General features: G+C 30.8%; 10 protein-coding genes. All 10 read left to right on the forward strand.

The features are described from left to right. Positions 1 to 48 precede the first annotated feature (48 nt). The 10 genes from BX659_RS04385 to BX659_RS04430 all read left to right on the forward strand — a co-directional run bounded on the left by BX659_RS04385 (position 49) and on the right by BX659_RS04430 (position 13,806). Positions 49 to 1,833 (forward strand): alpha-amylase domain-containing protein, encoded by a 1,785-nt coding sequence (locus BX659_RS04385; RefSeq protein ID WP_106231656.1) that lies wholly within the window; start codon positions 49 to 51, stop codon positions 1,831 to 1,833. Between the two features lie 281 nt (positions 1,834 to 2,114). Further along, complete coding sequence (locus BX659_RS04390) at positions 2,115 to 3,002, forward strand: carbohydrate kinase family protein (RefSeq protein ID WP_106231658.1); 888 nt, start codon at positions 2,115 to 2,117, stop codon at positions 3,000 to 3,002. Positions 3,003 to 3,031: 29 nt separating this feature from the next. Next, the gene (locus BX659_RS04395) at positions 3,032 to 3,664 is read left to right on the forward strand and encodes a serine/threonine protein kinase (protein WP_106231659.1); all 633 of its coding nucleotides are present in this window, start codon (positions 3,032 to 3,034) and stop codon (positions 3,662 to 3,664) included. A 94-nt stretch (positions 3,665 to 3,758) separates the two neighbouring features. Next, positions 3,759 to 5,603 carry an alpha-amylase family glycosyl hydrolase gene (locus tag BX659_RS04400; protein ID WP_106231661.1) on the forward strand — a complete coding sequence of 615 codons (1,845 nt, stop codon included), beginning with the start codon at positions 3,759 to 3,761 and terminating at the stop codon, positions 5,601 to 5,603. A 451-nt stretch (positions 5,604 to 6,054) separates the two neighbouring features. After that, positions 6,055 to 7,404: an ankyrin repeat domain-containing protein gene (locus BX659_RS04405; protein ID WP_106231663.1), complete on the forward strand. Its 1,350-nt coding sequence runs from the start codon at positions 6,055 to 6,057 to the stop codon at positions 7,402 to 7,404. Between the two features lie 346 nt (positions 7,405 to 7,750). Continuing rightward, complete coding sequence (locus BX659_RS04410) at positions 7,751 to 7,882, forward strand: ribbon-helix-helix domain-containing protein (protein WP_106231665.1); 132 nt, start codon at positions 7,751 to 7,753, stop codon at positions 7,880 to 7,882. After that, complete coding sequence (locus tag BX659_RS04415; protein ID WP_258176104.1) at positions 7,883 to 8,977, forward strand: RNA-guided endonuclease InsQ/TnpB family protein; 1,095 nt, start codon at positions 7,883 to 7,885, stop codon at positions 8,975 to 8,977. Between the two features lie 233 nt (positions 8,978 to 9,210). Then, positions 9,211 to 9,963 (forward strand): hypothetical protein, encoded by a 753-nt coding sequence (locus BX659_RS04420; RefSeq protein WP_181186410.1) that lies wholly within the window; start codon positions 9,211 to 9,213, stop codon positions 9,961 to 9,963. 428 nt (positions 9,964 to 10,391) lie between these two features. Beyond that, entirely contained in the window at positions 10,392 to 12,422 is a 2,031-nt protein-coding gene (locus BX659_RS04425) for a PAS domain-containing sensor histidine kinase (RefSeq protein WP_181186411.1), read from the forward strand. A gap of 1,042 nt (positions 12,423 to 13,464) precedes the next feature. Then, positions 13,465 to 13,806: an STAS domain-containing protein gene (locus BX659_RS04430; protein WP_106231672.1), complete on the forward strand. Its 342-nt coding sequence runs from the start codon at positions 13,465 to 13,467 to the stop codon at positions 13,804 to 13,806. The last annotated feature ends 2 nt before the right edge of the window (positions 13,807 to 13,808 follow it).

Genomic DNA, 13,808 nt, shown 5'->3' on the forward strand with positions numbered 1-13,808 from the left:
TTATCTGAGTCAAGGGTGTTAATTATTTGAAGATGGAGGGAAAAAATAATGCTAAAAAAGGTCAGTTTATTAGTAGTATTTCTTAGTATAATATTAATTCTAGGTACAGGATGTAATCAGGATAATTTAATGGCTGTTAATTCTAATCTGACTGATAATAGAGTTATCTTATCTTCTTTAAGTGAAATTGAGATTGAATTTAATCATGATATTGAGCAGGTTAAGGCTGTAATTAAAGAGGATACAGTTGAACTAAAAGAGTTTGAATTAGCTAATGAAGGAAATATCATTACTATTTCTAATTTAAATTTAAAGCCAGGTTCAATATATCAAATAGTTTTAGAGGTAATAGATGAGCAGGGTGAGGGCTTACAGTTGAAAAAAGAATTATTAGCTAGCAATCCAACTTTAATGCAGGCTTTTTATTGGGAGTTAGATAAAGGTGAATATGCTAAAAAGTATTCTGAAGAGCATAACTTTTGGCAGTTACTAGCTCAGCGATCTGAAGATTTAGCTAGTGTGGGAATTAGTGAGTTATGGTTTCCACCAGCTAATAAAGCCCATGAGCAGAAAGATGAAGGCTATGGAACTTATGATTTATGGGATTTAGGAGAGTTTGATCAAGCGGGGACTGTTAGAACCAAATATGGTACTAAAGAAGAATTAGAAGGTGCTATAGATAGTCTCCATAAATTTGGAATCAAAGCTTATTATGATGTGGTATTTAATCATAGGATAGCAGCAGGTAATCAGAATTTAGAAGTTGTTACTTTAGCAACAGGAGAAAAAGCAAAGGCTTATACTAAGCTATCTCCTTTAAAAGGAAGGCAGCAATACTATAGTAGAGCTCAAGAATGGCAGTGGGATTGGCAAGCCTTTGATGGTGTTGACCATCTTGTTGGAAAGAAATCTTTGAAGGGGAATTTATTTTTGGGTAAGTCTTGGGATGACAGTTATGCTAAAGATTATTTAATGGCTTTAGATGTTGATTATCAGAATAAAAATGTTCGACATGAACTTAAAGAATGGGGAGCATGGATTATTAATGATATAGGTTTTGATGGTTTTAGAATCGATACAGTCCAACATACAGAATCTAACTATGTTAATGAGTGGCTTTCTTATGTACAAGGGAATACAGAAAAAGATGTTTTCTTTGTAGGGGAAGCTTGGATTAGAGATATTATGGGATTGAGTTTCTTCTTATATGATGTTAATCATCCTGATTTAACAGTCTTTGATTTTCCTTTAAGAAAACAATACTTTGAAAAGATGCGAGATGGTCACTTGAATATGGCAGCTTTATCTAAAGCTGGTTTAGTTAATAATAAAAGATTTTCTGATAAAGCTGTTACTTTTGTAGATAATCATGATACAGGTCGTGATCATAAAGAGTACACCTACCCTATAACTAGAAGAAAATATCAAGCTTATACATATATTTTACTTAGGGAAATAGGATTACCTATGGTTTATTGGAAGGATTATTATCAGGACAATATGAAAACTGGTCTTGATAAATTACTTAAAGCTAGAAGCCATTATGCCTATGGTGCAGGGCGAGAAGTTAATAATAATGATGCTGATACCTACTCTTATGTTAGAGAAGGGTTAAAGGATATGCCAGAAACTGGTCTGGTTATGATTATATCTCAGGGTACTTCTGGTGACTTAACCACTAAGAGAATTGACTCAGGTAAGTCTAATACAGAGTTCTATGATATTACTGGTAATATTGAGGAAAGAGTAGTTACTGATGAAGAGGGATATGGAGAGTTTAAGGTTAGAAATGATGAGAATACTGGATGGAGTGTTTGGGTACCAGCTATTTAAATTTGATGTAATAGAAGGATAAAGCGACACTAATTAATTTACAATGTACAGTGTATAATTTACAATTAAGGCCATTAACACATGAATTTATAGTATGATGCTAGTATAAAATTTGAGCTAATTCATTATTGGATTGATTGTTTTTAAGAACTTAATCTTTTAATTGTGCATTGTAAATTGCCAATTGTCAACTGAAACAAAGTGTCGCAATATATCTAGTATATTTAATTTTAAACTAATACACCGCCAAAATTAATCAGATAAATAGGGAGATGAGATTTATGAAGAAGTTATTAGTAGTTGGAGGAGCATCTTATGATTCAGTGATTTATATGGATAAGTTTCCTAAAGTAGGGACTCATTATAGTAAAGGTTTTCATGAAACTGCTGGGTCTACGGGTGTCGGTAAGGCTATGAACTTTGGAAAGCTAGGATTTGATACAACTTTCCATGCCATGATAGGTGATGACCTTTATGGTGAGAAGATAAAGGAATGTTTTAAAGGTGAGAATATAGACTTTATCTATGATATAGACCCTAAAGGTACTGAACGGCATACGAATATTATAGATGATAATGGTAACAGAATCAGTATCTATGTGGCATATGCAACCTTTGAACCAGAGGTAGATTATACACGATTAGAAGAGAAGGTCAAAGATAGTGATTATCTTGTCTTAAATATTATCAATTATACTAGAGAATTAATAGCTGTAGCTAACAAATACAATAAAGCTATCTGGTGTGATATCCATGATTATGATGGGGAGAATGAATATCATCAAGGTTTTATTGAAGCTGCTAATTACTTATTTATGAGTTCTGAAAGCTTGCCAAATTATAAAGAGTTTATGGAAAGGATGATAGGTGAAGGTAAGAAGTTAGTAATCTGTACCCATGGTAAAGATGGAGCAACTGCATTGACTGAAGATGGTGAATGGATAGAGGTTCCAATCATTGATGACTATGAGATGGTTGATAGTAATGGAGCAGGAGATAGTTTCTTTGCTGGATTTTTATATGGATTTTCAAAGGGATATTCTATAGAAAAATCTCTAAGAATAGGAACGATTGTAGCTGGCTTATGTATCACCTCTTATGAATTGGCTTATGAACAATTAAATGAAGTATTAATAGAAGAGGAGTATAGCAAGTATTATAGGGGATAAAATATATTACTATTTTATGGAGGGATAAAATGATAGGGGAACAAATCAAAATAGAAGGTCAAGAATTTATGATTGATAAGCTATTAGGAAAGGGGAAATCAGGATATTCATATTTAATTACAAATGGGCAAAAGAATTTAGTATTAAAAAAGATACATCATGAGCCTTGTTCTTACTATAATTTTGAAGGAAGTAAACTTAAATGCGAATTAAATGCTTATCATGTGTTAAAAGAGTTTATTAGAGTTCCAAGATTGATAGATTATAATCATGAAGAAGAATACTTAATTAAGGAGTATATTGATGGACCAACAGCTGCAGAGCTAATTGCTAATAGTTCATTAGAGGAATACCATGTTATGGAGATTTTTAATATCTCTAAACTACTAAAGGAAGAAGGAATTAATATAGATTATTTTCCTACTAATTTTGTGATTAAAGATGATAAGTTGATTTATGTTGATTATGAATTTAATGATTATATGGAAGAATGGGATCTTATTAATTGGGGAGCTTATTATTGGGCTAATTCAGAAGGTATGAAAGAATATTTAGATACTGGAAACATAGCTAAATTAAATCAAGATGTTAATTTAGGAATTCCAAAGAAAAAAGAGTTTGAAGAACAAGTAGCTAAATGGATAAAAGGATACAATATATAATTTATACAATTTGGTTTTCACCAAACCCATAAAAGCCCTAATGTTTTATTAGAACAGTAGATTAACTTAAATTAATTAATGGAGGTAGACGCCTATGATTAAGATGATAAATAATAAAAAAATTATTTTATTATCTATACTTATATTAAGCTTAGGTTTATTTGTAGGATGTAATGGTAAAGATGATAGCAAGGATATGGTAGCAGAGGTAATAGAGAATATGATGGTAAATGTTAAGGTTCCCAACGATAATTCTATAGAAAAGATTACGGTATCTCTTAAAAATATAAATATAGACGAATATATACCTTCCAAAACTGAAATAGTGGCTGATATTGATGAGAATGGAGTTCTATCCTTTCCATTTTCAGATTTAAATGGAACTGAGTATAATGTAATTGCTAAGGCAGAAGACTTAAATGGAAAAGATCTTTATATTGCCTCAGCTACTATTACAGATGCAGAAGTAAATAATGTAGAAATAAATGCAGATAAGTTTTCGAAGATAGAGAAGAGAACTGATATAAATAATCTAAGGATTTATGAAATAATGGTAGAAGCCTTTCAAGATGGAGAACCAGGGGGTTATGGGACTGGCTATGGACCAAGCCATCATAATGGTGATTTGAGAGGTATAATCAATTCTTTAGAGTATATCAAAGGACTTGGCGTTAATGCTATTTGGATGACTCCAATATTTGAGTCAAAGACTGGACTAGTTAAAGGACAAGCAACAGGTTATTTTCCTGATGATTATTATAATGTAGATCCTAAATTTGGTACAAATGAGGACTTAAGAGAGCTAGTAGAGAAAGCTCATAAGTTAGGCTTATATGTATTCTTAGATGGAGTATTTGGACATCATGGAGCAGACCCTATAGATGGTGTAGTTGATTATGATACACAATGGTATGGAAATAAGGTCAAATATTCAGATAGTTTAGAATACTTTAAAGATGTAGCTACTTATTGGATTGAGGAGTATGAAATTGATGGTTGGAGGTTAGATCAAGCCTTCCAAATGAACCAAGATGGAACTAATTACTTATATGATATCAGAAAAGCAGTAGAAAAAGTTTGTGCAGAAAGAAAAGACCGTGGAGAAGAATGGGGAACACTAGGTTATTTAGTAGGTGAGATATGGGATGGATCTGGAAGAGAGATAAATAGTATCGGTTATAGTCAAAATGGATTAAAATCACTCTTTGATTTCCCACTAAGATATGCTTTAGTACAAGTATTAGCTTCACAAGAGCATACAGAACAGGGTGGTGCTTATAGTCAGCCAACTTCAGTATTTAACAGAGGGTATGCAACTCACGAGATATATCCTTATGATGCCCAACCAAATCTGATGTTAACTACCCATGACGTAGTTCGTTTTGGTGATTTGATTCAAAGAGCACCTCATTTAGGTTATGGTAAGGAGCATCCTGATTATTGGAAACGTCATAAAGCAGCTTTTAGTTTTATGGCATCATATACAGGACCAATCACTATTTACTATGGTGATGAGATTGGTAGAGAGGTAGAAGGGTTTATCAATGAACAGGATATGGTTGATGGAGTAAAAATTTATGATGACCATGCTGCTAGAGATGCAGGTAAGGCCTCTGGTTTCACTGATCAAGAAGAGGATTTAAAAGATTATGTAAGTAGTTTGATGAAGATTAGAAATGATAATCCAGCATTATGGAATGGAGAGAGAAGAAATTTGGTAGCATCTGGGACTAAATATGCTGATCTTAAAATTGATCCAGATACAGGTGATAAGATACTCTATGTATTAAATACTGGAACAGATGCAACTACAATCTCAATATCTAATGTTGGTGGAACTAAGTTAATAGATTTATTTACAGGTGAAGAGATAGCTGGTTTAGCTAGCTATGATATTTCTGTAGATGGACTAACAGGACGTTTTTTTAGTATTAGATAATTAATTTTCTTAAGCATAACAGTTAGATTAATCTAACTGTTATGCTTTTTTATTTGATTACATTATTAGATAAAATATGTTAATTATTTATCCCCTTAGTCATAAATCACTTTTGCTATTTTCCTAAATATCTTTAAATTAACCCAAGTAAAAAAAGGAAAAATAATACAAAAAGAGTATTATTATATAATAGAAACCCTTATTTTATATAAATAGAATAATTAATTTCAAGCTAAAAAATAATTCTATAGATGTCCAACTTTAAAGTGAAATAAAAGAATTCTTAGCCACGAATTAACACAGATTCACACGAATTAAAATCAAATACAAATAATAATTATATTTTTACTTGATTTTTTATTCGTGTTCATTCGTGCAGATTCGTGGCAAAAATAATATTTTAAATTTCTTTTTAGGATTGGACATCTATACTTAAGGATGTGGTTAAATTATGGAGGAGTTAGCTAAATTATTTACTGATATCAATATAAATCAAAGAGAGAAGTTAGGTCTTGAATATAAGGTTGTAATGAAGTTAAAGGAGAATATTGATAATAAGGAGTATATTAATCGAGTCTTTATAATCAGTGTTGTTCTTTTAGTTCTTAAAGAAAATAGAGTGAAAGATAGTATATTAGAAGAGCTAACTAAACTGCTAGATCTATATTCAGATATTACAAAGGATGTATATAAAATTAAATATGTTGCTTTTCTTTTAATAAAGGAAGTAGTATTTTATAAGAAGATGAGTTTTCAGTTGTTATTATTAGTTATTAATAGATTAGAAGGGATTCCAACAGATGATAAGAACTTAAAGATATACAAGCTCTTAAGAGGATTATTTCTAAGAATAAAAAAGAGATGGGAATTAAGCTATCTCTATATAGGGGATTATCCAAGTGATCTATCGGACTTTGAAAAGATAATATTAGTAGTTATAAACTTCTTCCAGAAAAAGAAGAGGGTAAAGAGAATAGAAGATTTTATATGGCTAAAATTAGCTTTGGGGAAGATAGACTTAAATTTAAAAAAGAGAATAACTTTTAAACAATTTTATGAATATTTATTAGATAACCTTGAAATTTTAAATTTATTATTTAGATATATCTCTAAAGAGAAGTTAGCAAATATATCATCCTTTGAATCTTCACTAATTGTAGGAATATCTATAGTTACTTTTGCTAAAAGCAAGAATAAAAAGATTATACTAAATCAAATTAGCAGATACTTTAGAGAGAATTATTTTTCTGCAATAGATCAAGAAATTAACTTATTAGATTTTGGAGTTAGCCTAATAATCAATTTATCTTTGGTATGGAACTTTAATATAGAAGATAAAGATAATTCAGCAGAAATAGATGAGAAGATAGGAATAAGTCAGAACCTAGAAGATAATTTTTTTAATGAAAGCTGGAACTTAAATAAAGATAAGGAGAATAGAGGGAGATTACTTATTGAAGCTATAGAGAATAATAATCTTAGATTGATAAAAGAGTTACTTGATATGAGAATTGATCTTAATTATAGAGATAATAATAATAGAACTCCCTTAATCTATGCAGTTAAATTTGATAATCTAGAGCTAGTTGACAGGTTAATAGAGTTAGGGGCTGACTTAAATCTAAGGGATAATAAAGGAAGAACAGCCTTGATAGAAGCTGTTATAGCTGATAATGCTAAGGTGGCTTTTCGTTTAATTAAAGCTCATTGCGATACTAATGTCAGGTATTTGGGCAAAACTCCTTTGGAGTTAGCGATAGATTGGAATAGAAGAAATATTATCCCATTATTAGATGATTAAGTATAGTATAAGGCCTTATAGGTGTGTGAATTGAAAATGAAACAATAGAAAGATAGTGTGACACTTTCGTTATTAGGTGGAAAGGTGGGTAGATGGTTAGGTGGTTAGGAACTGACTAACTACCTAAATTTCTAACTCCTAACCATCAAAGAAAAAGTACCCCAATATCTCCATATAGACTCATGGTTAAATTTCATCTAAAATATAGCAAGGAAACTCCATCTAAATCTTAATTTTGATTTAGGTGGAGAGGAATTGCTACGGTCTTCACCTCCTTAAAATAATTTTAAACCATTCTTGAAAAAACAACCTATATGATGTATAATAGAATGTAAGAGGTGATGTAATGATGAAAAGAACACAAATATCTTTACCACAACAAATGATTGATAAGTTAGATAAAACCGCTGATGAAAAAGGTATTTCTAGAGCAGAATTAATTAGATATATTATCAATTCTTATTATGATAGAAAGTAGGTGATTGATTTGAATGAGAAACACCACATTACTATACACCATATCAAACTATATAAACTCAGCAAAATCAAACAAAAACAACTAGAATATTTTCTTAAAAACTGGAATAAAGCTATTCGTTCAGCACTTAAAATAGTTAAGCATTGGGGTTTTACTTCTTATACTAAATCCCACAAACATACTTACAGGGTATCAAGAAACAACTTTAATTTACCTTCTCAAGTGGCTGTTGAAGCTAATCGTAAAGCAATTGAAACCTATAAGAGTGCTGAAAATGCTGAATTCCACCGACAAGTTGAAGTGTCTTTAGTTAACAATAAAGGTTTTGAGTTAGTCAATAAAGATGGTCGCTATATTGCTAAAATTCCCATTGAAGGCAGAAAATCAATCTATTGTCCTTTAGCCTTTGGAGAATATCAACTTAACAAGATAGAGAACCCTAACTATAAACTCAAAACTGCTAAATTATATAAATATAATGATGAATGGTATCTAGATTTAATTATGGAGTATAATCAACCTAAAAGAGAAACTGATACTATCTTAGGTATAGATTTGGGTATTGTTAAATTAGCTACATTTAGCATAATTGATAGTAAAGAGAACATCCTTCACCAAGAGTGTATGTCAGGTCAAGAATTAAGATTTAAGCGAATGAGATATAAGCATAAGCGAAAAGCTAAAGCTCGTTCCTCTGGTAGTAAAGCAACCTCTTTGATTGCTGAAAACAGACTTTGTAAAGAGTTAAACTTTAAAATTGCTAATAGAATAGTTGAGTTGGCTGATAAACACAACTCTCTAATTGTCTTTGAAGATTTAAAGAATATCAGAAAAAATGTAACTAATGACAACAATCTTAACAATTATGAAAAGAACTCTTGGGCTTTCTATCAATTAAAGCAACTAATTAAACATAAAGCTGACTTGTTAGGTATTCCATATCAAGATATTAATCCTAAAGATACTTCTCAAATCTGTTCTGTCTGTGGTAAAAAAGGCTTTAGGTTAAGCCAAAATAGATTTTTGTGTGACAACTTACATTTACAAAATGCTGATTTCAATGCAAGTATCAATATTGCAAAAAGAGCTATTTAAAAATAGCATACGAGGTAACTCGTAGCCCTTTAGGTCTTTACTTAGAGGATAGGGTAACTTTAGTCAACCGCCCTTCAACTTTCTTAGTCCCGAATCACCCACGTGTAGGTTTAAGAAGGTGTAAATCTTGTTGTTCTCTCTACACGAAAGGTCTTTTTAAGACCTGTAGGGAAGACTATACTGAGTATGGTTTTGAATTTAACAAGCTCCTTCCTAATCTTGTTTTTGATTAGGTGGGAGAAGTTGACGCATTGTCCAATGACTTTGAAAAGTCATTTTATCAATTAACAGGGGATTATAAGTGTTCTTCTGATTTTGATAGAATTTTATTACTTATAATAGAATTTTTAGATCAGCAAAAAGGTAATTGGGCTACTTCAGATTTGATGCTATTAAAGATTAAGTTAGATGGTATGGGGGTAAGTGTAGATGATGAGATTACAATTGAAGAGTTCTACAAGTATTTAATTAGAAATAGCTCTATATGTACTAAATTGTATCAGAATTTATCTGAGGATGGCCTTAAGGAGCTAGATTTATTTGAAGCTCCTATAATTAAAGGGATAGAAAAGATAATCAAATTAAATAATGAAGAGAGGATTATCTATGATACTTTGGTACAGGAATTAGATAATGCTGGGATAACATACAAAGAAGATGGGATTAAAGCTAAGTTGATTGGGACTTATTTAATGTCTGATGCTTTTGTTGATATTAAGCAAGAGATTACAACCTTTAATTTTACAATTGAGCTACTTACCAATTTAGATTTGATCTGGGATTATCAAAAAGAGGTATTATCTAAAGAGTTTAAAGATTTATCCTTATCAGTTGCTGAAGATATTGAGTATGAAGAGAAAGAAGGGATTGAGCTAGAATTAAACAGGGAGGATAATAAGCAAGAAACTCTAGAGGATATCCTTAAGGAAGAGGTAATGGATGAAGATATGCAAGCCTTCTTTAATAGAATTAAGGGTTTTGTCTAACCAATCTTGTTCGGTATCATCAAGAAAAAGTTGTAGTTTCATAGTTCTAATTAATTGCATAAGCTCACCTCCTATATTCACGTTGCATTTATAGTGTATCTTATTTACTGAAAAATATAAACTATTTTTAAACTTTGTATTGAACAAATTTAAAAATCAGCAATTCCTCCCCCACCAAATCAAAAATAAGATTTGAAAGGGGCATCCTTGCTGGAAGAAGGTGAATCTAAATTTAAATGTATTCTTATATAGAGATATTGCGACACTTCTAGAAATCAGTAGTCAGGAATCAGGAATCAGTTAAAAACGCTGGTTCCTGATTCCTGATTTCCGACACGAAAGTGTCGCAATATACCAATCTTTATTTTAAAGTGATATATCCATGAGCTGAAATAGTAAAATAGTTGTTCGCTAAAGGGGAGATGAAAATGGATAATGAAGTAAAGGGGGCTATAAGAAAAGGATTTTTGACTAATCTAGATAGTAGGTCTAAACTATTGAATATTATCTTACAATCTACAATGGATGCCTTCTGGATAATGAATATAGATGGAGAAATTTTAGAAAGTAATAAAGTCAGTGTAGATGTGTTCGGCTATTCCTTAGATGAATTAATGGAGATGAATATTAGTGATTTAGATATAATTAAAGATAGAGAAGAATTAAAAGAACAATTAAAAGCTATTCAGAGAACAGGTAGAGATAGATTTGAGACAAAGTGTCGATTAAAAGATGGAAGAATTAAAGATTTTGAGATAAGTATTACCTTTGTGGATTGTTTAGAAGAGCCGATATTCAATGTTTTTGCAAGAGATATTACTGGTAGAAAAGAGAAACAAAGAGAATTAGAGAATGCTTACCGGGGTAATCAAGAAGTTATTGATGAGTTACGAAAACATCATAGTAGAACCAATGTAATCTTGCAGACTTCAATGGATGCCTTCTGGATAATGAATATAAAAGGTGATATTCTAGATATGAATGAAGCCTTTATAGATCTTTTTGGATACTCATTACTAGAGGTAGTAGATATGAACCTTAATATTAAGGATTTAGACTTTAGTAAAAGTCAAGCAGAGGTCAAAGAACAGTTAGATTATATTAGGTCAAAAGGTAGAGATCGATTTGAGACCAAATATCGGTTGAAGAATGGAGAGTTAAGAGATGTAGAGGTTAGTATTACCTTTATTGACTGTATTGATGGTAGTATCTGTTTAGAAGAACCGATATTTAATGTCTTTGCCCGTGATATCACTGAAAGAAAGAGAAAGCAACAGGAGTTAGAGAAGGCTTATCGTGATAATAAAGAGTTTGTTGATGAGCTACGTAAACAGAATAATAGGATAAATACAATTTTACAGACTTCAATGGATGCTTTTTGGGTAATGAATCTAGAAGGAGATATTTTAGAGACCAATGAAGCTTATAAGAGTCTATTTGGATATTCTTTATTGGAGACTATCAATATGAATATTAGTGATTTAGATATTAGCAGAGATAAAAAGGAGTTAAAGGAATTATTAGAGGAGATAAGAAACAAGGGAAAGGATAGATTCGAGACCAAGTATCGTCTAAAAAATGGAGAAATTAAGTATTTAGAGATAAGTGTAACCTTTGTAGATAGCTTAGATGAACCTATTTTTGAGGTCTTTGGGAGAGATATAACAGAGCGTAGGCTTAGGGATAAAGAGCTAAGAAGAGCTCAAAAGCAGTTGATACAGTCAGAAAAGATGGCTGCGTTAGGAAGGTTGGTGGCTGGGGTAGCTCATGAGATAAATACTCCTGTTGGGATAGGGGTGACAGCTGTATCCCATCTTGCTGAAAAGACTAAGGAATTAGTTGAACTTTATAAAGAAGGAAATATGAAGAGGGGAGATTTAGAGAGATTTTTAAAATTGGCTTGGGAGTCTGCTGAGATGACGTTGAAGAATTTAAATAATGCATCAGAGTTGATTAATAATTTTAAATTAGTTGCAGCTGACCAAACAAATAATAAGAAGAGAAAGTTTAATGTAAAAGAGTACCTTGATGATATTATTATCAGCTTAAAACCTAAATTATCAAAGACAGACCATACAGTCATGATTAATTGTGATGAGGACCTTGAAATAGATAATTATCCTGGGGCAATCTCTCAAATCATTACCAATTTTGTGATGAACTCCTTAATTCATGGTTTTGAAGATAAAGATGATGGGCAGATAAAGATTCAAGTCTTAGAAGAAGATGAATTCATCAAGCTTAGATACAGTGATGATGGAGCAGGTCTTCCTGAAGAGCATATCAATAAAATTTTTGAGCCTTTTTTTACAACTAAGCGAGGACAAGGTGGAACTGGATTAGGTTTAAATTTAATCTATAATATAGTAAATAATATATTAAAAGGTGATATTGAATGTAAAAGTACAATAGGTGAAGGGGTTAGCTTTATAATTAAGATTCCCAAAGAGATAGATTAATTACTATGATTAATCATAGTAATTAAAGCAATTATTTTATTTGTTGTGGAAACGCTTTCATAATTATTCTTTAGTATATCTTAAGTAGTGGTATAATAAATATATATAGTCATCTAACTTTAGAATCAAATTAAAATTAGAGTAAAATAAAAGTAACGAGTGATTAGTAATGAGTAAAAAATTAAAAACAACAAGGTTATTATAAACTTCAATTATACTTGCATATAAGGATTTATTTGTAAAGATAAGTTAAAATTATAAGTATAATATCAAATTTAACTTATTTTTAACATGTTGTTAATTTATATTGATAGGAGATTTATGATAATATATAGTTAATCATATATATTTAAGTGAACCTCTCCACCTAAATTAAAAATTTAGGTGGAGCTTCGCTATACTTCGCAAATACCATATAGATATAGGTTACTAGTAGCTTTTTAGTGAAGTTTGTATATTAAGTTTCCTCTACAAAGTAGATTACCTTATTCACTAGGGGCTGTCCACAAACCCATTATCCCTCATAGCTATATAGCTATTCTGGGAATACATTAATCCTACAACCTTGAATATTTTACACAAACAAGGATTAGTGTTTGTAACTCCATATATTCACTTGTACGACAAGGGGCTGAACTCAGGTTGTGAGTTAGCATTACTCTTTTTTTATAACCTTGTTATTAGTATTATACCATACTAGATAGAATATTTGAAGGTATCGAACCTTACAAATATTATCCAATTCATCTCCACCTAATACATAGTTTAGATGGAGTTTTCTTTGGATGTTTTAGATAAAAAAATTCTATGAGCCAAAATTAGAAAAAAAGGAATTCCGACAGGAAAACTAGAATTATTATATTAAGGTTTAGTTATTTACAATCTAGAAGTTAGGCTAAAGGGATTTTATAAAGAAAGTTTATAACTTGTTTTGATATAAATTAATTTTGGGGGTATGATCCAATACCGGATTGAACTTTAGAAGTAACAGTTTAAACAGTTAAGATACAGTATCATTTAAAATTTAAAGAGGTGATTATAAATGGAAATAAAGGTTAATAATCAAGATGATATAAAGGTTATTAAGCTTATAGGTGATTTTGATGGAAGCTCTGCTAATAAAGTTGAGGATAATATTATGCCTTATATTGAAAATCATAGCAGATTAATTTTTGATATGGGTGAATGTGAATATGTATCCAGTGCTGGATTAAGAGTTCTTTTAATAATTGCTAAAAAATTAAAGTCAGTAGAGGGCTTTGGTGTGCTTTCTAATTTATCAGAAGAAGTACAGGATGTTATGGAGATAACAGGGTTTAGCCATATACTAAATAGTTATGATACAGTTAATGAAGCAATAAATTATATGAAAAAAGGGGAGTAAAG

The sequence above is a fragment of the Orenia metallireducens genome (genome assembly GCF_003001995.1).
GTDB lineage: Bacteria > Bacillota > Halanaerobiia > Halobacteroidales > Halobacteroidaceae > Orenia > Orenia metallireducens_B.